Source organism: Streptomyces kryoterrae, assembly GCF_054072135.1.
Map to the genome: position 1 here is coordinate 7,526,538 of NZ_CM133358.1, position 21,063 is coordinate 7,547,600.

The 21,063-nt window shown below is 68.9% G+C and carries 14 protein-coding genes and 2 pseudogenes; 8 read left to right on the plus strand and 8 right to left on the minus strand.

Annotated elements, in window-relative coordinates; genetic code table 11:
* Window positions 1-9 precede the first annotated feature (9 nt).
* Window positions 10-906: a sugar ABC transporter permease gene (locus ACW4TU_RS33350; RefSeq protein ID WP_457419300.1), complete on the plus strand. Its 897-nt coding sequence runs from the start codon at window positions 10-12 to the stop codon at window positions 904-906.
* 203 nt (window positions 907-1,109) lie between these two features.
* On the plus strand, window positions 1,110-2,792 hold the full coding sequence (locus ACW4TU_RS33355) for a glycoside hydrolase family 13 protein (protein ID WP_457419302.1): 1,683 nt from the start codon (window positions 1,110-1,112) through the stop codon (window positions 2,790-2,792).
* Window positions 2,793-2,874: 82 nt separating this feature from the next.
* Here ACW4TU_RS33355 and ACW4TU_RS33360 read toward each other — a convergent pair whose 3' ends face one another.
* Complete coding sequence (locus tag ACW4TU_RS33360) at window positions 2,875-3,123, minus strand: hypothetical protein (RefSeq protein ID WP_457419304.1); 249 nt, start codon at window positions 3,121-3,123, stop codon at window positions 2,875-2,877.
* A 680-nt stretch (window positions 3,124-3,803) separates the two neighbouring features.
* On the opposite strand from ACW4TU_RS33360, the gene ACW4TU_RS33365 reads away from it, so the two are divergent.
* Window positions 3,804-5,186: an alpha-amylase gene (locus ACW4TU_RS33365; RefSeq protein ID WP_457419306.1), complete on the plus strand. Its 1,383-nt coding sequence runs from the start codon at window positions 3,804-3,806 to the stop codon at window positions 5,184-5,186.
* Window positions 5,187-5,289: 103 nt separating this feature from the next.
* Window positions 5,290-8,784 (plus strand): annotated as a pseudogene (locus tag ACW4TU_RS33370) (alpha-amylase family glycosyl hydrolase); the annotation flags it as partial.
* Here the strand turns inward: ACW4TU_RS33370 and ACW4TU_RS33375 are convergent.
* A complete protein-coding gene (locus tag ACW4TU_RS33375) occupies window positions 8,756-10,864 on the minus strand; it encodes a recombinase family protein (protein ID WP_457419308.1) in 2,109 nt (702 codons plus the stop codon). The pseudogene ACW4TU_RS33370 and the gene ACW4TU_RS33375 sit on opposite strands and share 29 nt — an antisense overlap.
* Between ACW4TU_RS33375 and ACW4TU_RS33380 the strand changes: the two are divergent.
* The 3 genes and pseudogenes from ACW4TU_RS33380 to ACW4TU_RS33390 all read left to right on the plus strand — a co-directional run.
* Window positions 10,827-11,051: pseudogene (locus ACW4TU_RS33380) on the plus strand (alpha-1,6-glucosidase domain-containing protein); the annotation flags it as partial. The gene ACW4TU_RS33375 and the pseudogene ACW4TU_RS33380 overlap by 38 nt on opposite strands.
* 71 nt (window positions 11,052-11,122) lie before the next feature.
* A complete protein-coding gene (locus tag ACW4TU_RS33385) occupies window positions 11,123-12,745 on the plus strand; it encodes a SpoIIE family protein phosphatase (protein ID WP_457419310.1) in 1,623 nt (540 codons plus the stop codon).
* A gap of 79 nt (window positions 12,746-12,824) precedes the next feature.
* On the plus strand, window positions 12,825-13,181 hold the full coding sequence (locus ACW4TU_RS33390; RefSeq protein ID WP_457419312.1) for a 5-carboxymethyl-2-hydroxymuconate Delta-isomerase: 357 nt from the start codon (window positions 12,825-12,827) through the stop codon (window positions 13,179-13,181).
* A 12-nt stretch (window positions 13,182-13,193) separates the two neighbouring features.
* Here ACW4TU_RS33390 and ACW4TU_RS33395 read toward each other — a convergent pair whose 3' ends face one another.
* The 5 genes from ACW4TU_RS33395 to ACW4TU_RS33415 form a co-directional block, all read right to left on the minus strand.
* Window positions 13,194-13,913 carry a TetR/AcrR family transcriptional regulator gene (locus ACW4TU_RS33395; RefSeq protein ID WP_457419314.1) on the minus strand — a complete coding sequence of 240 codons (720 nt, stop codon included), beginning with the start codon at window positions 13,911-13,913 and terminating at the stop codon, window positions 13,194-13,196.
* A 56-nt stretch (window positions 13,914-13,969) separates the two neighbouring features.
* Complete coding sequence (locus ACW4TU_RS33400; protein WP_457419316.1) at window positions 13,970-15,043, minus strand: PDR/VanB family oxidoreductase; 1,074 nt, start codon at window positions 15,041-15,043, stop codon at window positions 13,970-13,972.
* Window positions 15,043-15,963, minus strand: a complete 921-nt coding sequence (locus ACW4TU_RS33405) for a metal-dependent hydrolase (RefSeq protein WP_457419318.1) — start codon at window positions 15,961-15,963, stop codon at window positions 15,043-15,045. The genes ACW4TU_RS33400 and ACW4TU_RS33405 overlap by 1 nt, the downstream gene beginning before the upstream one ends.
* A gap of 69 nt (window positions 15,964-16,032) precedes the next feature.
* The gene (locus tag ACW4TU_RS33410; protein WP_457419320.1) at window positions 16,033-17,961 is read right to left on the minus strand and encodes a hypothetical protein; all 1,929 of its coding nucleotides are present in this window, start codon (window positions 17,959-17,961) and stop codon (window positions 16,033-16,035) included.
* A 49-nt stretch (window positions 17,962-18,010) separates the two neighbouring features.
* Entirely contained in the window at window positions 18,011-18,520 is a 510-nt protein-coding gene (locus ACW4TU_RS33415; protein WP_457419321.1) for a tetratricopeptide repeat protein, read from the minus strand.
* A gap of 255 nt (window positions 18,521-18,775) precedes the next feature.
* On the opposite strand from ACW4TU_RS33415, the gene ACW4TU_RS33420 reads away from it, so the two are divergent.
* Window positions 18,776-19,207 carry a hypothetical protein gene (locus tag ACW4TU_RS33420; protein WP_457419323.1) on the plus strand — a complete coding sequence of 144 codons (432 nt, stop codon included), beginning with the start codon at window positions 18,776-18,778 and terminating at the stop codon, window positions 19,205-19,207.
* A 98-nt stretch (window positions 19,208-19,305) separates the two neighbouring features.
* On the opposite strand, the gene ACW4TU_RS33425 is transcribed toward ACW4TU_RS33420, so the two are convergent.
* The gene (locus ACW4TU_RS33425; RefSeq protein ID WP_457419325.1) at window positions 19,306-20,928 is read right to left on the minus strand and encodes a DUF1996 domain-containing protein; all 1,623 of its coding nucleotides are present in this window, start codon (window positions 20,926-20,928) and stop codon (window positions 19,306-19,308) included.
* Window positions 20,929-21,063: the final 135 nt, after the last annotated feature.

Sequence of the window (21,063 nt, forward strand, 5' to 3'; positions counted from 1 at the left end):
CCCACCCCCATGAGTGCCATGACCGTTCAGAAGCCCGCGCAGTCGGACCCGGCCGCCGCCCCGCAGCCCGGGCGACCCGGCCGACGCCGCCTCGCCACCACCCTCGCCTCCCACGGCATCCTCACCGTCGCGAGCCTGATCGCGCTCTTCCCGATCGCCTGGCTGCTCTATCTGTCCCTCGGCCCGGACAAGGACGACTACCTCCACCCCGGAGGCATCTGGGACAAGATGACGTTCGACAACTACTCGTTCGTCCTCCAGCACACCAACTTCTTCGACTGGATGAGGAGTTCGCTGATCGTCTCGCTCGGTACGACGGTCATCGGGGTGATGGTCGCGGCGACCACCGGGTACGCGGTCTCGCGGATGCGCTTCCCCGGCTACCGCAAGTTCATGTGGGTACTGCTGGTCACCCAGATGTTCCCGATCGCTGTACTCATCGTGCCGATGTACCAGATCCTCTCGGACCTCCAGCTCATCGACAACTACCTCGGCCTGGTCCTTGTCTACTGCTCCACGGCCGTGCCCTACTGCGCCTGGCTGCTCAAGGGATACTTCGACACGATCCCCTTCGAGATCGACGAGGCGGGACGCGTCGACGGGCTGACCCCCTTCGGCACCTTCGCGCGGCTGATCCTGCCGCTGGCCAAACCGGGCCTGGCGGTCGCCGCGTTCTACAGCTTCATCACCGCGTTCGGCGAGGTCGCCTTCGCCTCGACGTTCATGCTGTCGGACACGAAGTACACCTTCGCGGTCGGCCTGCAGAGCTTCGTCAGCGAGCACGACGCACAGCGCAACCTGATGGCCGCCACCGCGGTACTGGTCGCGATACCTGTCTCGGCCTTCTTCTACCTGGTCCAGAAGAACCTCGTGGCGGGCCTGACGGCGGGCGGCACAAAGGGCTGACGCCCCGTCCTGCGTAAAACTCCCGTACGGCTCTGTCGTACGGGTCGGCGGCCCGCGGTGTCCATCCGACCTCGCTGTCACCGCGGGCCGCCCAAGTCCGCAGCGCCCCTTTCAGGGGCGCGGGGAACTGCGCGACCAGCTACACCGAACCCGCAGCTTCACAACGCCCTGTGACCCGAACTCCGTTACATATCAAGGATGTTATGAGCCAGCACCCCGCCGCTCCGGCCCCGACCTCCGCCGCCACGAACACCTTCACCGCCCACGGCGACTGGTGGCGCGACGCGGTGATCTACCAGGTCTACCCCCGCAGCTTCGCCGACAGCAACGGCGACGGCATGGGCGACCTGGAGGGCGTACGCACCCGGCTGCCGTATCTGCGCGACCTGGGCGTCGACGCGGTCTGGCTCAGCCCCTTCTACGCCTCCCCGCAGGCCGACGCCGGCTACGACGTCGCCGACTACCGGGCCGTGGACCCGATGTTCGGCAACCTCCTGGACGCCGACGCCCTGATCCGCGACGCCCATGAACTGGGCCTGCGGATCATCGTCGACCTGGTCCCCAACCACTCCTCCGACCAGCACGAGTGGTTCAAGCAGGCGCTTCGCGAGGGCCCCGGCTCGTCGCTGCGGGACCGCTACCACTTCCGCCCCGGCAAGGGCGAGAACGGCGAACTCCCGCCCAACGACTGGGAGTCCATCTTCGGCGGCCCGGCCTGGACGAGGATCACCGAGCCGGACGGCACCCCCGGCGAGTGGTACCTGCACCTCTTCGCGCCCGAGCAGCCCGACTTCAACTGGGAACACCCGGCCGTCGGGGACGAGTTCCGCTCCGTCCTGCGGTTCTGGCTCGACATGGGAGTCGACGGCTTCCGTATCGACGTCGCACACGGACTGGTGAAGGCGGAAGGCCTCCCGGACCTCGGATCCCACGACCAGCTCAAGCTGCTGGGCAACGATGTCATGCCGTTCTTCGACCAGGACGGCGTACACGCCATCTACCGCGAATGGCGCCTGGTCCTCGACGAGTACGCGGGCGAGCGCATCTTCGTTGCCGAAGCCTGGACCCCGACCATCGAGCGCACGGCGAACTACGTCCGCCCCGACGAACTCCACCAGGCGTTCAACTTCCAGTACCTGGCCACCTATTGGGACGCGGCGGAGCTGAAGGCCGTCATCGACCGCACCCTGGACGCGATGCGCCCGGTCGGCGCCCCCGCGACCTGGGTCCTGTCCAACCACGACGTGACCCGCCACGCCACCCGCTTCGCCAACGAGCCCGGCCTCGGCACGCAGATCCGCCTGGCTGGAGACCGCGCGCTGGGCCTGCGCAGGGCCCGCGCGGCCACCCTCCTCATGCTGGCGCTGCCCGGCTCGGCGTATGTCTACCAGGGCGAGGAGTTGGGCCTGCCGGACGTCGTCGACCTCACGGACGAGGTCCGCCAGGACCCCGCGTACTTCCGGGGCGAGGGCCAGGACGGCTTCCGTGACGGCTGCCGGGTGCCGATCCCGTGGACCCGCGCGGGCTCGTCGTACGGCTTCGGTGACGGCGGCTCCTGGCTTCCGCAGCCCGCGGAGTGGGCCGAGCTGAGCATCGAGGCGCAGACGGGTACGCCCGGCTCCACCCTGGAGCTGTACCGCGCCGCCCTCAGCGCCCGACGCGAACACCCCGGCCTCGGCGCGGGCGACTCCGTCGAGTGGCTGAAGTCCCCGCAGGGCGTCCTCGCCTTCCGGCGCGGCGAGTTCGTGTGCGTCGCGAACGCCAGCGGCGAGTCGGTCACGATCCCGGCGTACGGGGAGGTCCTGGTCGCCAGCGGCGAGGTGACCGTGGCGGAGGCCGAGGCGAAGCTGCCGGCGGACACGACGGTGTGGTGGACGACCGGCTGAGGTCGAACTCGCAGGGCCCGCCGCCCGGTTCGGGGTGGCGGGCCCTGCGTGAGGGAGGCAACCCAGGATCCCGTGGGTCCGGCTACGGCAGTCGCCTGAGCCACAACAGAGCAACGCGGGAGGCGACGGCGGCGACAACGAATCCCACCAGCACCGTAGCCGTGTACGCATGGCCGGGCAGCGTATGCCGGAAACGCTCGAACGCGATGTCGCGAGTGATCGCAAACGCGGCGACGCCGGCGAACATCGCGCCCGCCGACTGCTTGGTCCACTGTCCCGGCTTCGGGCCGGTGCGGCCGACGATCCTGCCGGGGCCAAGAGGTTCTGTCACCCGTCAGTTGTACCGGTACCCGATTCACCGGGCACAGCTCCAAAAGGCCCAGGTTCTCTCAAGAATCCGGCAACTGTGTCAAGGACATCCGCCGGTCGAGCCCAGGCCGGGGGTGGTACTGCAGGTTCTGCTCCCGCGACCGGCGGCTGACCGGACCGAGATCCGACTGACCGGATGCAGCGGCGACGCCAGCCGGCAGTTCCACCTCTCCGGTACGGACTGCTCGCTGAGCAGTCACAGAAATGCGTCGACATTTTCGGGGGAGCGAGCGGAACGGGGGCGGTCCTCTGGGAATGCAACGGCAGGGACAACCAGACCTGGACGACTGGATGACTGGATGACCGAACGTCATCACGGCAACCGGATGACGATTCCCGCACGGCAGCGAGGAACCACTTCGGTATGCCCCTGCGCGGCCGGCGTGACTTGATACCAGTGGGGATACATGCGGCCTGCCCTCTGCCGCGATACGGTCCGGGCCGCCCCGATGCAGAGATCTCCAGCCTCGACCGAGCCCTGCGACCCGCGCGGGATCGCGTCCGGTGAAGAGGGAGCGTCCCAAGGGTTGACCGTCCCACAAGTGGGCTCGTACCTTCTGGTCCGTTGAAAGTTTTCAGTCATCTTGCAGCAAGAACCGGCAAGTGATCTTGCCTGGACCTTCAATGGAGAAGGACCCCCACATGGCCAGTAGAACCCTTTCCGGCGCGCTCGCCCTCGTGGCCGGCGCGTCGATCGCGCTCGCCGTCCCGGCCGGCGCCGCCCACGCCTCCCCGCCCGGCACCAAGGACGTCACCGCCGTCCTCTTCGAGTGGAAGTTCGCCTCGGTGGCGAAGGAGTGCACCAACACCCTCGGCCCCGCCGGCTACGGATACGTCCAGGTCTCCCCGCCCGCCGAGCACATACAGGGCTCGCAGTGGTGGACGTCGTACCAGCCGGTGAGCTACAGGATCGCGGGCCGCCTCGGTGACGCCACCGCCTTCAAGAGCATGATCGACACGTGTCATGCCGCAGGTGTGAAGGTCGTCGTCGACACCGTCGTCAACCACATGTCCGCGGGCAGCGGCACCGGCACCGGCGGTTCGTCGTACACGAAGTACAACTACCCCGGCCTGTACTCCTCCTACGACTTCGACGACTGCACGGCCACCGTCAGCGACTACACCAACCGCGCCAACGTCCAGAACTGCGAGCTCGTGCAGCTCGCCGACCTCGACACCGGTGAGGAGTACGTCCGTTCGGCCATCGCCGGGTACCTGAACTCCCTGCTCGGCTACGGTGTCGACGGCTTCCGCATCGACGCGGCCAAGCACATTCCGGCGGCCGATCTGGCCAACATCAAGTCCCGGCTGAGCAACGCGTCGGCGTACTGGAAGCAGGAGGTCATCTACGGCAGCGGCGAGGCCGTCCAGCCCACCGAGTACACGGGCAACGGCGACGTCCAGGAGTTCCGTTACGCGTACGACCTCAAGCGCGTCTTCAACAACGAGAACCTCGCCTACCTGAAGAACTACGGCGAGGGCTGGGGCTACATGAGCAGCTCGGTCGCCGGTGTCTTCGTCGACAACCACGACACCGAGCGCAACGGCTCCACGCTCAGCTACAAGGACAACGCCAACTACACCCTCGCCAACGTCTTCATGCTCGCCCACCCGTACGGCGCCCCGGACATCAACTCCGGGTACGAGTTCTCCGACACGGACGCCGGCCCGCCCAACGGCGGTACCGTCAACGCCTGTTGGCAGGACGGCTGGAAGTGCCAGCACGCCTGGCCGGAGATCCTGCGCATGGTCGCCTTCCGCAACACCGTGCGCGGCGAGTCCGTCACCAACTGGTGGGACAACGGGGGCGACGCCATCGCCTTCGGGCGGGGCGGTAAGGGGTACGTGGCCATCAACCACGAGTCGAGCAGCCTGAGTCGCACGTACCAGACCTCGCTGCCCGCCGGTACGTACTGCAACGTGCAGAGCAACACTCCGGTCACCGTGAACGGTTCGGGTCAGTTCACCGCGACCCTCGGCTCCAACGCGGCCCTCGCGATCTACGCGGGCAAGTCCACCTGCTGAAAGTTCTTTCCGTTGCTTTCAAGACCCTTGCTGTAAACCTTTCGGCGGCGGTACGGTCGCGCGGGGTCGGACCCGAAGAGCCGTGATCGCAAGGAGTCCATCCGTGATACCGAGATGGCCGTCGCCGACAAGGCGCCGTGCAGCCAGTACCACCCGCGTTGCCAGTACCACCCGTGGCGCCGGTACCACCCGTACCGCCCACGCCGGACGAGTCGCCGCGCTCACCGTGACCGCGCTGATAGCGGCCCTTGTCCAGCCCCTGGCTGCCGGGTCCGCGGGGGCCGCCACCCCGCCCCCGCCCCCCTCCGACGCGAAGCTGGCGAAGACCGCCGCCCGCAACGACCTGACCCGCGAGCAGTTCTACTTCGTCCTGCCAGACCGTTTCGCCAACGGCAGCACCGCCAACGACCGTGGCGGACTCACCGGTTCACGCCTCGCCACCGGCTACGACCCCACCGACAAGGGCTTCTACCAGGGCGGCGACCTCAAGGGCCTCACGAGCAAGCTCGACTACATCAAGGGCCTCGGCACCACCGCCATCTGGATGGCCCCGATCTTCAAGAACGAGCCGGTGCAGGGGACCGGGGCGGACGCCTCAGCCGGATATCACGGGTACTGGATCACCGACTTCACCCAGGTCGACCCGCACTTCGGCACCAACCAGGACCTCGAAACCCTCATCGCCAAGGCACACGCCAAGGGCCTGAAGGTCTTCTTCGACGTCATCACCAACCACACCGCCGACGTCGTCGACTACGAGCAGAAGTCCTACGACTACCTCTCCAAGGGTGCCTTCCCCTATCTCACCAAGGACGGCGAGCCCTTCGACGACGCCGACTACGCGGACGGCACCGAGGCCTTCCCGAAGGTCGACGCCGACTCCTTCCCGCGCACGCCCGTAGTGCCCGCCGCGAAGAGGAACGCCAAGGTCCCGTCCTGGCTCAACGACCCGACGATGTACCACAACCGGGGCGACTCCACCTGGGCCGGCGAGTCCGCCACGTACGGCGACTTCGTCGGGCTCGACGACCTGTGGACCGAGCGTCCCGAGGTCGTCAGCGGGATGGAGAAGGTCTACGAGCGCTGGGTACGGGACTTCCGGATCGACGGTTTCCGGATCGACACCGTGAAGCACGTCAACATGGAGTTCTGGACCCAGTGGGCCACGGCGCTCGACACGTACGCGGCCCGGCATGGGCGCGACGACTTCTTCATGTTCGGCGAGGTCTACTCCGCCGACACGTCCGTGACCTCCCCGTACGTCACCCAGGGCCGCCTGGACTCCACCCTCGACTTCCCCTTCCAGGACGCGGCCCGCTCGTACGCCTCCCAGGGCGGCAGTGCCCAGAAGCTCGCCTCGGTCTTCGGCGACGACTACAAGTACACGACCGACAAGGCCAACGCGTACGAGCAGGTCACCTTCCTCGGCAACCACGACATGGGCCGCATCGGGTCCTTCCTGCGACAGGACAACCCCCGGGCCACCGACGCCGAACTGCTCGCCAAGGACAGGCTCGCCAACGAGCTGATGTTCCTCGGCCGCGGCAACCCGGTCGTCTACTACGGCGACGAGCAGGGCTTCACCGGCGCGGGCGGTGACAAGGACGCCCGTCAGACCATGTTCGCCTCGAAGGTCACCGACTACCTCGACGACGACGAACTCGGCACCGACCGCACGCACGCGAGCGACGCCTACGACACGAGAGCACCGCTCTACCGGCAGATCAGTGCTCTCGCCAAGCTCCGCAAGGCCAACCCGGCCCTCACGGACGGCGTCCAGACCGAGCGTTACGCGGCTGACGGCCCCGGCGTCTACGCCTTCTCCCGCACCGACGCCAAGGACGGCACCGAGTACGTCGTCGCCTTCAACAACGCGGCCGAGGCGAAGACGGCGACCTTCGCGACCGGTTCGGCCGACATGACCTTCAAGGGGATCTACGGCACCGACGCCAAGGTGACGAGCGGCGGCGCAGACAGGAAGATCACCGTCTCCGTCCCGCCCGGCGCCGCGATCGTCCTCAAGGCCGCCGGCAAGCTCCCCACCCCCGCCACCAAGCCGTCCGTCACCCTCACAGCCCCGCCCACCGGCGCCACCGGCACCGTGAACATCACCGCCGACGTCGACGGCGGCCGGCTCGACCGCGTCGTCTTCGCCGCCCAGGTAGGCAACGGCACGTGGCAGACCCTCGGCTCCGCCGACCACGCGCCCTACCGGGTCACCCAGACCATCGCCAAGGACGTTGCCCCCGGAACACCCCTGCGCTACAAGGCAGTTGTGATCGACAGCACCGGACGCACGGCAAGCGCCATGGCGGCCTCCACCACGGGCACCCCGCCCGCCCCCGAGGTCCCCACGGCCTCCTCGCGCGACTACGCGGTCGTCCACTACAAGCGCGCGGACGGCGACTACACCGGCTGGCGTCTGTACGCCTGGGGCGACATCGCCGACGGCGAGGGCACGACCTGGCCGGCGGGCCACGACTTCGTCGGGCGGGACGCGTACGGCGCCTTCGCCTACGTCAAGCTCAAGCCCGGTGCCAGCAATGTCAGTTACCTGGTCATCGACAAGGACGGCACCAAGGACGTCTCCGCCGACCGCTCGATCGACGTCACGAAGACCGGCGAGATCTGGGCCGAGCAGGGCAAGGAAGCCGTACTGACGGAGAGGCCCACCGCCGACTATCCCGACCAGGACACGTCCAAGGCGGTCCTCCACTACCACCGCGCCGACGGCGACTACGACGGCTGGGGCTTGCACGTCTGGTCCGGCGCCGCGAACCCCACGGACTGGTCGAAGCCCCTGGAGCCGGTGCGGACCGACGCGTACGGCGCGGTCTACGAAGTACCACTCAACGCCGGTGTCACCAGCCTCAGTTACATCCTCCACAAGGGTGACGAGAAGGACCTCTCGACCGACCAGGCCCTCGACCTCAAGACCAACGGCCACGAGGTCTGGCTCCTGAACGGCCAGGAGAAGTACCTGCTCCCGCAGCCCGCGGGCAGCTCGGCCGCCCTGGACCCGACCACCTCCAAGGCGGTCTGGATCGACCGGAACACCGTCGCCTGGAACGGCAACGACACCGCCGCCTCGACCCAGTTGCTGTACTCCCGCACCGGCTCGATCACGGCGAAGGACGGCGCGCTTACCAGCACCGACGAGCGCTGGCTCCGCCTCACCAAGTCGGCCCTCACCGACGCCCAGAAGGCCAGGTTCCCGCACCTCGCCTCGTACACCGCCTGGACGATCGACCCGCGCGACAGCGACCGGGTCCGCGAGGCCCTGCGCGGCCAGCTCGTGGCCTCCCAACGGGCCGCGAACGGGGCTGTGCTGGCGGCGACGGGTGTCCAGATCGCCGGCGTACTCGACGATCTCTACGCCGCCGCGTCGAACGCCGGCCTCGGGTCGGGCCTTCCGTAACGGCCGTCCCATGCTGACCGTTCGGGCTTCCACAGCGCAATCGGTGAACTCGGAATGGACGGCTCTCTCGCGAAGATGCAGCGTGACGACACCACGGGGGTGTGGTCTGCCACCGACCCCTGTTCGGTCGTCCTCACCGCGAACTCCGAGCTCAGCCTCGTCGTGGACCTGCGTCCACGTGACTTTCCAGGACACCGCGAATCCTCATCTCCGGCAGCCAGCGGGACTCGTCGATCTCGGTGCCCTCGTAGTCGCCCAGAGCCTCGACGATGGCGTCCAGGACACCTGCCGTGAGCCACTTTCGCCAGATGGCCCGCAAGCTCACCTCCTTGCCGAAGTGCTGCGGAAGCTCCCGCCACCGGATGTCGTTGCGGACTTTGTAGAAGCCCGCTTCGAGGACGGTGCGCAAGGAGATCTTCCGGCCCTTCGGAGTGAGCGCCGGGACTTTGCTGACGAGCATGCCCCACTGCTCGTCAGTCAGGGTGTCCGGGACCAGCTTCCCGTTCTCGCGGAAAAATGCCTGGACATTGCAGGGGCTGCCGGCCGCAGAGTTCTTGGGGTCCCTTACGAACTCGATCTTCAGGTCCAGCATCTCGACGACCATAGACCGAACGTGTGGCGGAGCCTCCAGTAGATTTTCCGAGGAAAGGTCCGAGAGGGAGAGGATCTGGCTCTTGCGGTCGAGTGCCGCGTCGAGTTCCGACAGCAGCGTCTGAGCGATGGCGCGCTGGGATTTCAGTTCCTTGATGTTCTGCTCGAACTTGTCCTGGGCAGCCTTGACCACCAGGGGGGCGATACCTGCGGCGGTGTATTCGACGAGCTTCGTGGTTCGGATGGTTTCGAGCTTGTCGATCTGCGCATCGAGGTCGGTGATGCGCGAGCTGTATTCGTTCCCAGTGACGGGGAGGGCCCCAATCCAGTCGTCGGCAGCCCTTTCGAGGAACTGGCGGTCACCGAAAACGCCGACGACGGATTTCCACACGGCTTCTTCGATCAGGTCCGCGCGGTAGTACTTGCACCCCCGCACGTCCCTGTCCTTGGAGTGCTCAAAGCAGAAGTACATGTGTCGCCTTGTCTGCGCGACGCGACGGCCGACGAAGTAGCCTCCGCATGTTCCGGTGATGCGGCCGGAGAGGTGATAGAGGTGTTCCCGGCTCCCCCGGGGGACGTAGCGGGTATCGAAGTAGGTGCGTAGCTTTTTGACGAGGCCGTCGTCGAGAAGCTTCGGGAGGCTGATGCGTTCGGTCGGGCCCCACTTCGGCTGACCGTCTGGGCCGAGGGCGGTCTTGGTGCCCTTGTTCTTGAGGCTGCGGTATTCGGTGTATCCGTCGAGGATGGGGCCTTGGAGGCGCAGGCGGAGGTTGGGGCCGGTCCAAGCGACGCCACTGCGGGTGCGGTAGTTGTCGGCGTTGAGGGCTTCTGCCGCGCGGTCGAGGCTGTATCCCTGTTCGAGGAGGCAGTGGGCGGCCCTCTTCAGGACCTCGACTTCCTTGTGGTGCGGGACCGCCTTGGAGCCGCCGCGTTGGCCTCGGCCTTCGATTTTGTAGCCGTAAGGAGGCACGCCGCATACCCAACCACCAGCCTTTGCCTTGGCGTTGAGGCCGTCGATGGTGCGTTCACGGACGGCGTTCCACTCTGCCTGGGTCTGGGCGATGAAGGTGGAGAGGGCGAGCTTGCCGTTCGAGGTGGTGGTGTCGATGCTCTGGGTAAGGGAGATGGCGGCGACGCCAGCTTCTTCCAGCATCCAGAACCAGGGGATGAGGACGCGCTCGGAGCGGCCGATCCGGTCGATAGCCTTGACGAGGACGACGTCCACGAAGCCGTCTTTGATGTCCTCGCGTAGACGGTCGAGGCTGGGGCGGCTGAATTTGGTGCCGGAGATTCCGGGGTCACGGTAGATCTTGAAGAGGGTGAGGAAGGGGTTCGCGTCGATGTGCGCGAGGCCGTCTTCCTCCTGGCTGTCCATGCTGTGGCCGAGTGTTTGCTCCTTGGTGGAAACTCGGGCGTAGAGGGCCACGCGCTTCACCATGGACTCGATTCCAGGCATGGTGAAACCAGCGGTAAGCTGCGTCATGTCAGTTCCTTCGAGACTGGCCAAACCGACCCCGGGAGGGCCTGAGAAACGCTCCCGGGGTCGCCTTTTGGCTGATCTTACTCTTTGCACTAGGCCGTCAAGCGGCCTTGTTGTGAAGCGGGTTATCGCTCTCGCCGATGTTCGTCGGCCCGGCGTGATCACCATGGAACTCGGCGATCTCGTCATCGTGTTCAACGCGACGCCCCAGCGCGGTGAGCAGCGGGTCGGCCCGCTCGCCGGGACCTCGTACGCGCTGCATCCCGTACAGCGGGCGGGAGCGGACCCCGTCGTCAAGTCGGCCACGTACGACCGGGGTTCGGGCACGTTCGCCGTTCCGGCAAGAACCGTCGCGGTGTTCTCGCGCACCTCCTGACAAGGGGATTACCCTGGTGGGGCAGACCATGGACCTCGGTCTGCCCCACCGGTGTGTCCAAGGGCGGTCAGATGGACGGCAACGGCAAGCGGACCGACACCACCGTGCTCGTCGTGGACGGCACAGCGGCCGGCCGCTACGCGATGAGTGCCCTGCTCCGCCGCGCCGGTTACCAGGTCGTCCCGGTCGCCGGCGCTCACGAGGCGCTCGCCGAACTCGACGTACGGCTGCGCAAGGGCATCCTGCCCGACGTGGCCCTCATCAACGTGAACCTGCCTGGCGTGAGCGGGGTCGAACTGTGCCGCCGGATCAAGACCAGGCCGCACATGGCAGGCCTGCCCGTCGTCCACTTCTCGGCCTCCGCCATGTCCCCGGGCGAGCGTCGCGACGGGCTGGAGGCGGGCGGGGAGGCGTATCTGACGGTGCCCGCCGAGCCCGGGGAGATCGACGCGGTGCTGCGGGCCGCGGTACGCGCCTCGCGGCTGCGGGCCGACGACCAGGCACTGGCACGGCGGCTGACCCGGCTGTCGGAGACGATCTTCACCATCCAGTCGGCGCGCTCCCTGCAGGAACTCGCCGACGCCGCCGCCGAGGGCACCGCGCGGCTCACCGGCTCACCCGCCGCCGTGTTCTTCCTCGGCCCGGACGACGAGCTGTACCGCGCCACCTCGCGCGACCGCACCACGCTCGCCATGCCGGACGAGAACGCCCACCGCCTCGTCGCGGGTCTGCTGCGGCGTCTCACCCGCGGGCAGAGCGGGGTGCAGATCACCACGGTGCCCTCGCCGCTGTGGCCCGCCGGGTTCTTCCGGCCGGGCATGGAGCACGACGCCCGCCTGGTGCTGATCCCCACCGAGGACGGCAGGGCCTCGGTGTGCCTGGCCACGCCCACCCGCGGGACGCGCAGGGTGAGCCCCGAGAACGAGTCCCTGGTCGCCCGGCTCGCCCAGGCCACCGTGCTCGCCGCCGAGCCGCTGCTCATGTACCAGGTCGAGCGGCATGTCGCCCTCACCCTCCAGCACAGCTTCCTGCCCCGCCCCGACCGGCTGCCCGACCTGCCGGGCATCGACGTCGTGGTCCGGTACGTGCCCGCGTCCCGGGACGCCGAGATCGGCGGCGACTTCTACGCCGCCCTGCGCACCGACGACGGCATGCTCACCGCGGTCGGTGACGTCGTCGGGCACTCGCTGGACGCGGCCACCGTCATGGTCGAGATCCGGCACGCGCTGCGCGCCTACTGCGTCGACGAGAGCGACCCGGCCGTGCTCGCCGAACGCCTCGACCGGATGCTCCAGCGCTACCACCCCGAGGTCACGGCCACCGTCTGCCTGGTCCACGTCGACCCGGGCACCGGGCGCACCCGTATCGCCAACGCGGGCCACATCCCGCCGCTGATCATCCGCGACACCGGCAGTGCCGACTACGCCAAGGCCGCGGGCCCGCTGCTCGGTGTGGGCCTCGCCCATCCGCCGCCCACCGAACTGTTCCTCGAACCCACCGACCGGCTCCTCATGATCACCGACGGTCTGATCGAGACCCGGGGCACCGACCTCGCGGACTCCATGGAGCACCTGCGCGCGGCGGCCTCCGGCGCGCTGCCCGGCCTGGACGCCCTCTGCGACACACTGCTGGTCTCCTTCGGCCACGACCGGGAGGACGACATCGCGATGCTGGCGCTGCGGCTCGCTGACTAGGGCCGACGGTCAGGGCTGACGATCGGAGCCAACGGCTAGGGTGTGATGGCCGTGCCGTCGTAGAACAGGGGTTTGACCCATGCCGCAGATCACCGTCGACTACTCGGGTTCGCTGACCGAGGCCTTCGACCGGCGCGCGTTCGCGCTCGCGCTGCACGAGGAGGTCGTCGCCACGGCGAAGGCGAAGCCCGAGGCGTGCAAGACGCAGTTCCGCCGCACCGAGGACGCCACGGTCGGCGCGGACAGCGACGGCCACGCGATCGTGCATGTCTGGATCGGCATGCTCACCGGGCGCACGGTGGCGACGAAGGCCCAACTGACGGAAGCCGTACTGGAGTTGGTACGCGCCCATGTGAAGCCCGTCGAGGGACTCGCCCTGCACGCCTCGGTCGAGGTCCGCGAACTCGACGACTCCTACCGCAAGTTCGACAACTGAGCCGGTTGCCGATCAGGACGCGAGCGAGATGAGTCGTGCGACCAGGTCGCTGAACGGGCCGTCGGTGGGCTCCTGTTTGAGTATCCGGCGCAGCAGCGCGGCCATCTCCTCGTCATAGGCGGCGCTCACGGCGGCCAGCGCCGCGAAGTCGTGCACGAGCTGCGCCTCCAGCTCACCGCGCGGCACCCGCCGCCCGTCCAGCCAGATCAACGCGGTCGACTCGACGAGCGATATCCATGTCCGGATGACCAACTCCAGCCGGGCGGGCGCCTCTTCGACGCTCAGTTCCAGATGCGACAGGATCTGGACGTACGCGACCTGTCGTACGGCGTCGATGAGCGCGTTCGTCGTCGAGGCGCTGCTCGAACGCACCTCGTCCGCGGACACCGCCGGACCACCGCGCATCAACGCCGCGAAGCCGGGCCCGTGTTCGTCGACGAAGTCGAAGAACCGGCGCATCACACGCAGCAGCCGCGACCCCAGCGGACCCTCGTGCGGCTCCGTGAACCGGCCTGCCAGGTCGTCCGACGCCCGCTTCAACGCGGCCTCGTACAAGCTGAGTTTGCCGGGGAAGTAGTGGTAGACCAGTGGGCGCGAGATGCCCGCGGCCGACGCGATCTCATCGATGGAGACCTCGTCGGGCGAGCGGCGGCTGAACAGTTCGAGGGCGACGCCGATCAACTGCTGCCGGCGTTCCTCGACTCCCATTCTGCGGCGAACCCCGGTTGTCATGCGAACACCTTACCGATCGGATACGGCCCGCAACGGACGGGTCCGACCGAGGATGTTCACAAATCCAGCACAAGTGGACTCCGTCGTGCCCGCGACACACAGATCAGCATCGAGTCCACCCGCTCGGCGTCGGTCAGCAGCCCGTCACGATGGTCGACTTCCCCCGCGAGCACGCGCTGTTGGCAGGTCCCGCAGAACCCCTGCTCGCACGAGTACGCGGTGTCCGGCAGCTCCGCCCGTACCGCGGCCAGCACCGTGGAGTCGGCGGCCACCGTCAACGTCCGCCCGCTGCGCCGGAGTTCGACCTCGAAAGGCTGATCGCCCCCGGTCGACGTACGCGGGGTGAAGCGCTCCAGACGCAGCACGGCACCCTCGGGCACCCGGGCCTCCACCGCGGCCGTCAGCGCCTCGGGGCCGCAGCAGTAAACGGCGGTGCCTTCGGGCAGGTCCGCCGCCACATCCGCGAACAGCGCGTCGAGGTCGGGCAGCCCGTCCTCGTCCTCCGCGACGACTCTCACCCGGCCGTCGCCCGCGCCCAGTTCCTCGATCTCGGCGAGGTACGGCATCGAGGCCCGGCTCCGGCCCCCGTACAACAGCCGCCATTCCAGGCCGGGTTGTGCGTGCACCGCCCGGAGCATCGGCAGGATCGGAGTGATGCCGATGCCGCCGGCCACGAAGACGTACGCCGGAGCCGGGGTGAGCGGGAAACGGTTGCGCGGGCCGCGCACCTCGACGGTCATGCCCGCCCGCAGTCCCTTGTGCACCTCGCGCGAGCCTCCGCGTCCGTCCGGCACCAGCCGTGCGGCGACGGTGTACGACGAGGTGTCCGCCGGGTCCCCGCACAGCGAGTACTGCCGTACGAGCCCCGACGGCAGCACCAGATCGAGATGCGCACCCGGCGCCCAGCCCGGCAACTCCCGTCCCTCCAAGCGGAGTTGTACGACCCCGTCGGCGACCGTCTCGTGCGCGGCGACCGTCAGCCGCAGGGCCCGGGAGCGCGGCCGGCCGGAGACCGGCTCCGCCAGCGCCGGCAGCGGCCACAGCGGTGAGCCCTCGATCCGGCGCCGCACGGCCCGCCGGGCGAGCAGCGCGGCCCCCGCGGTGAGCGCGAGAGTCAGCGGCCGGGGCATCAGGCGGCGCCCCGGTCGGCGGCCACGGCGGCGGGGGAGGAGGCCAGATAGGCGACGGCCTGCTCGGTGGAGCCCTCCTGGGACGGGTGGTAGCCCCGGGCGAGATAGCGCGGCACCGATCTCGCCATGGCCCGGGTCGACGGCAGCAGGCCCCGCTTCCCGCGCACGTAGAAGCCCCGGAAGGTCGGCTTGCGGAGGTTCGGGGCCGGATCGTTCGCCATGAAGAAGCGCACCCCGCGCTGCCACAGGAAGAACATCACCAGCAGCCCGGTCAGCCAGGTCCGCACGCGCCGCCGGTAGCTCCCGTCGACGTGTGTGAACAGGTCGAAGGCGACCGACCGGTGCTCGACCTCCTCGGCGCCGTGCCAGCGCAGCAGGTCCAGCATGGTCGGATCGGCGCCGCGCCGGTCCAGCTCCGGCGCGTTGAGTATCCAGTCGCCGAGGAACGCCGTGTAGTGCTCGATGGCCGCGATGACGGCGACCCGTTCCATCAGCCACCACTCGCGCGCCCGGCGGCCCGGCAGGGGGAACCGGTCGCCGAGCAGCTTCTCGAAGAGCCAGTCGATCTGGGCGGTGTACGGCGTCGGATCGAGCCCCGACTCCCTCAGATGCGGGAGGACTTCGTCGTGGGCCTGGGAGTGCATCGCCTCCTGGCCGATGAACCCGACGACGTCCGCCCGCAGCCGTTCGTCGCGGATGTACGGCAGCACCTGCTTGTACACGTGCACGAACCACCGCTCACCGGCGGGCAGCAGCAGATGCAGCACGTTGATGGTGTGCGAGGTGAACGGATCCCCCGGCACCCAGTGCAGCGGGGTGCCCTCCCAGGAGAAGGACACCTTGCGCGCCTTGAGCGGTGTGTGAGCCGGTATGTGCGGTGGAACGTGTTCGGCGGCGACGGGATCGGGGCTGTTGGACATGGCGTCAATGTACTGATGAGTAGGAGGTGAGGAAACCCTCCTGTGCAGACTTGTTGACGCCAGTGTCAGCTAGCGCAACCCCCCGATGGCCCGCCCGTCCTTGAGAGTTCCCTTCAGGCCCGCCTGAGCGCCCTGCCGGGTCTTCGCCGCCAGCATGGCACCCCGCGCCGAAGAACTCACCCCGCCCGTCGCTGTGATCGACGCCGTGTTCTCGGTGCCGGCGGCCAGCATGAACCACTCGCCCGCCCCCGACTTCCACAGCACTCCGGCGAGCACGTTCGGGTCGCGGGGGCCGCACGCCGGGCTGCTCTCGGACTTCGCCGCGACCGCCCCGTACTGCCCGCCCGGCGTGTGGAACTGGGCCAGCACCCGGGCGCCGTCGCCCCGCCAGGTCTCGGCGCGGGTGCACACCCAGTCGGCGGCGCCGCTCGCGTCGGGCAGTGGCTGCTCGGCGTACTGCCAGGCGTTCACGGAGCGCACGCCCTGGGAGTGCATCGTGGCGAGGGAGCAGGCGAACGGCGACCATGTCGCCAGCGCCGCCGGAGCCGAGGCCTCGCGGGGTGCGGTCGGGCGGCCCGTGGTGAGGTGGGCCGGGACGAGTTCGCCGAGGTCGCTCAGCAGACGGGCGCCACCGGCGTCGGTCACCTGGAGCGTGTTCCAGGACTGGCAGGTGCCGGTCTGCGCGACCGGGCTGGCCAGCGGTCCGGTCGCCCCGTCGGTCAGCCCCAGGTCGATCGGCGTCCCGGCCGGCGTGCGCAGGTCCCGCATCTCCGCCTTGAGCACCCAGGGCGCCGTCAGATAGCGGACGTTGCCGTCGGCCCGGTCGAGGACCACCGCGTCGGCCTCGGCGCCGGTCGCGCCGTCGACGCGGGCGAAGTCGAGGGCGGCCCCGCTCGTGCCGTCCTTCGGTTCGGCGTACCGGGCGATGCGCAGACCGTCGTAGAGGATCACCACGTGGGCCGCGTCGACCGTGCCCGCGTAGAGGAGCTGGGGCGGGCCGGCCGGGCCGCCGGACGGGGTGCCCGGGGTCGCCGACACCTGGACCGCCTCGCCGGGGCGGGCCCAGACGGCGAGGGCGCGGCGCAGCAGGGCGCTGTCGCCGACGAGGTCACCGCGCGCGGGCCAGACGGAGAAGTCGGTGCGCGCGGAGGACTTCCAGGTGGCGGGCGCCACCAGGGTCAGCCGGGCCGGGTCCAGGGCGGCTTCGGCGGCCGGGTTCTTCGCGTACGCGGGGGCGGCGGCACCGTCCGGGGCCCAGCCGTCGCCGGGCAGACCGAGCAGCGCGCCGCACACCGCGACGGCCGCGGCGGCGACGAGCGCGGCCTTCAGGTGTTGCCTGCGCCGCAGCAGGTCGGTCGGGCGGGCCTGGAGCGAACAGGGGTCGAACTCGGCGGAGTCGAGCAGCGCGTACTGCGCCGGGACCTCGTCCGCCTCGCGGAGCGCCTCGATCGGCCGGTCGACCCCGGCGGCCTCCAGGGCGGTGCGTACGTCGGAGTCCGGGAGCCTCTCCAGACCGCGCAGGACGTACGCGGCCCGCGCGGGGCCGGAGAGGGCCGACAGCCGCTGGTCCAGGGCGAGTTCCTCGGCGCCGCCGGCACGCGGGAAGAGCCGCAGGCCCCACACCTGGGGGAGCAGCGGCGGCAGCTGCGACCGTTTCGGCAGCGTGCGGCCCCGCCACGGCTGCCCCGCCGCGAGTGCCGTACGCAGCACCTGGAGGCGGACGAGCGCGTAACCGGGGTCGCCCGCGCGGCCCTTCGGCTGGGCCGGGATCGCGGCCGTCGCCGTGCGTCCCCTGGGCAGCGCGCGCTGGGTGAGGGCGTGCGCGGTCAGGACCCGTCGGCCCAGGCCGAGGCTCGGCGGCAGCACCAGATAGGCGAGCCGGACAAGCCGGGGGTAGTGCTCGACGAGCGCGGCCTCGGCCTGCTCCACGTCGATGACGGGGCGGCCCTTCGCGCTGTTACCGGGGGTGGGACTGAAGGCGACATCCTGTGACTGCACGTTCAGCAGAACGAGCGAATCGTCGGATGGTCACCTGGCCCGCCCGGAGTCACTGGTCGGGGTCGGTCAGCAGACGGGCGTAGTTCGCCATCGACCGCTGGTAGCGCGGCAGATGGGGAGCGAGGGCGCCGAGGACCAGCGAGAGGCCCTCACGGTCACGGCCGAGGCTGGACAGACACAGCGCCAGACACGCTCGTACGGCGTCGTCCAACTCGTCGGAGGGGGCGTCCAGTTCGGGCGTGAGCAGTTTGACGCCCTCCTCGGCCTGCCCGAGGTTCCGCAGTGAACTCGACAGCTGGATCTTGGCGCGGCGGCCCTTGTAGCCGCTGTCTTCGCTGAGCCCGAGCGCGAGAGCCTCCCGGTAGAGCGGTGCCGCCCGGTCCGAGTGGCCCGTGGAGTCCCAGGCGCACGCCTGTTCGAATGGGGCCAGGGGGCTGTCGGCGGGCAGTTCCGCGACGAGGGTGTCGATCACGGCGCGGAAGTCGGCCCCGTGGTCCTCGTCGTAGTCGTCGAAGGTGGCCCAGGCCGCGTCCACGCGCTCATTCCAGTCCGCGTTCACTCAGGTCGCCTCGCGATGTCCGTGCCGGTCATGCTTGCTGACCTGCTTTTCTGCTGGGGGTCCGGGGCCCGCGGCGGCAGCCGCAGATGTCGGAGCCCCCGGGAAGATGCAGCACTTGCCCACTCTCGCACACACGTTCCCTGATTGAGTGGTCTGTGCCCGGCAGCCGTATCGAGGGCGGGGGCTCCTCGACGGAGCTTCCCGCGGCATGGGCCGAGAGTAATGTCGGCGGCGAACGGACCGGAGGACGAACAGATGATGGTGACGCGACCGAAGCTCGCGGCTGCCGCGGTCACAGCCGTGGCGGCGCTGGCACTGACGGGCTGCTCGGGCGGCGACAGCGATCGGGCGACGGCGATCGACGCCACGCCGGTCGCCGCGACGGGCAGCCTGGAGCAGCTCGCGAGCAAGGCGGGCTGCAAGCCGATCATGCAGATCGACGCGGACGAGCTCCGCCAGGCCGCCTGCAAGACCACCACCTACGGCAAGTTCCTTCTCCTGACCTACGCCACCGACCGCGGCCAGCGCGAGTGGATCAACGGGGCCAAGGACTACGGCGGCTTCTACCTCCTCGGCCGCAAGTGGACCGCGGTCGGCGACCAGAAGATGATCGCCAAGCTGCAGGGCAAGCTCGGCGGGACCACCGAGGCGGGCGCCGACCACCACGCGGCCGGCCACGAAGGCTGAGCGGAAGCAGGAACAAGAAGGACAAGAGAAAGCCGGTGGCGGGAGAACCCGCCACCGGCTTTCTCAGGTGGCCCACCGTCGGTGGGCCACTGGTGGATCTACTGGCACTTCTTGCCGGTGTTGATGCAGTTGACCATCTTGTTCATCGTGTTCACGGAGAAGAAGTTGATGAAGTCGTTGTGGTCGGTGATCGGCTTGTGCAGGTTCTCCGGGAAGGAGTCCACCGCGTACGGGTTCACGACCGTGCCGTTCTGCAGCTTGGGGGCCGGAACGTTGTAGACCAGACGGACCTGGAGCTGGGGGATCGCCTTGAAGCCGTTGGCGCAGGTGCCGTCGGCCTGGACGAAGGACACGTGAGTGCGGTGGTTCGCACTGTCGATGTTCTGGCCGTCCCAGCAGCTCTGGAAGTCGGTCGTACGGACCACGGAGCTGCCCTGGGGGCAGATCGGGTACTTGTCCTTCAGCTGCACCTTGTTCTCGAAGCCGGTGCAGCTCCAGTTCACGTTGGCGTTCGCGTTGCCGTTGACGAAGGCCTTGGCGTCACCGGTGATGATGCGCAGGGCGGACGGCATCGCGACGACGTTGCCCTTCTTGTTGCCGACGAACTTGAGCTGGGCCTGGACGGGCTGGAGGATCTTGCCGACGTTGCCCTCCTTGCCACCGCCGTCCGCGTTCTGGTCGAAGTCCTGCGAACCGTCCTGCAGACGCAGTACCGGCCAGAAGTACGACGACTTGTCGCCCTGGTTCTGGCAGCTCGTCTGGGCCGCGAGCAGTTCCTGGTCGCTGGCGAACGCGTCGTTGCTCTGGTTGCCGACGTAGTCGTGCAGGTGGTGCGCACCGTTGGCGACACCGGGGGCGACGATCACGTTGTCCGTGTTGTGGTTGTCGTTCCCGTTGGTGCCGCACTTCGTGGTGAAGGAGCCACGCGAGCCGCTGTTGCCGTTCGCAGCGAGTCCGTTCGCGCCCACACCCAGCTGGGCGTTGGCCTGCACCGTGGTGATGTCGACGAAGTCGGAGGCCACCGGACCGTTGCCGCCCTGGCCGCCACCGGCGGCGTTGCCCGCACCGGCGCCCGCACCGGCGTTGCCGGCACCAGCGTTGCCCGCACCGGCGTTACCCGCGCCGGCATTACCCGCACCGGCGTTGCCCGCACCGGCGTTGGCCTGGCCGTTGTTGTTCTGGTTGCCGTTGTTGTTCTGGCCGTTGCCCTGGTTGTTGTTGCCCTGGCCCTGGCCGGCGTTGGTCTGCGGCGCGGCCGCGACACCGGTGCACTGGGCGAACTGCGCCAGGTTGTCAGCCCCGGAACCACCGGCCCGCTTGATGTTGATGCGGATCCGGTCGATCGCGGCGACCCGCTTGTCCTTCAGCGGACCGACGATCGCGTTCTGAACGAAGCTGGCGTCGCCGGCCTGAGCCTGGCGAGTGGAGGCGAGACGTGCGTAGGCCTCGGTGATCTGGTTGTCCAGATTCGCGAGCTCCTTGTCCACACCGGCGCGGGCGCCGCTGGGGACGTTCGAGAGCTTCTGACCGATGTCCGGGCAGTCGATCGTGGCGATCTGTGCGGCAGCGGCCTTGGTCTGGTTCTGGGCGCCGTTCTCCTCGTGTGCGGAGGCGTAGAAATTCGCCCAGACAAGTCCACCACCACCGATCGCGAGGGCCGCGGATGCGGCCACGGCGCGAACGGCCAGTGGTGAGCGTCGTTTACGTGCATTGCGTCCCATGGAACTCCTCTGACTTCCTTGCGGGGCTATCGAGGCGCCCGACAGGAGTTGAAGCGGCGTCGTTCCATACGAGGGGGACCTCAGGAGTGTTCAGCCGCCTCAGAAATTGATGAGAGATTCGTAGGACAATTCAGC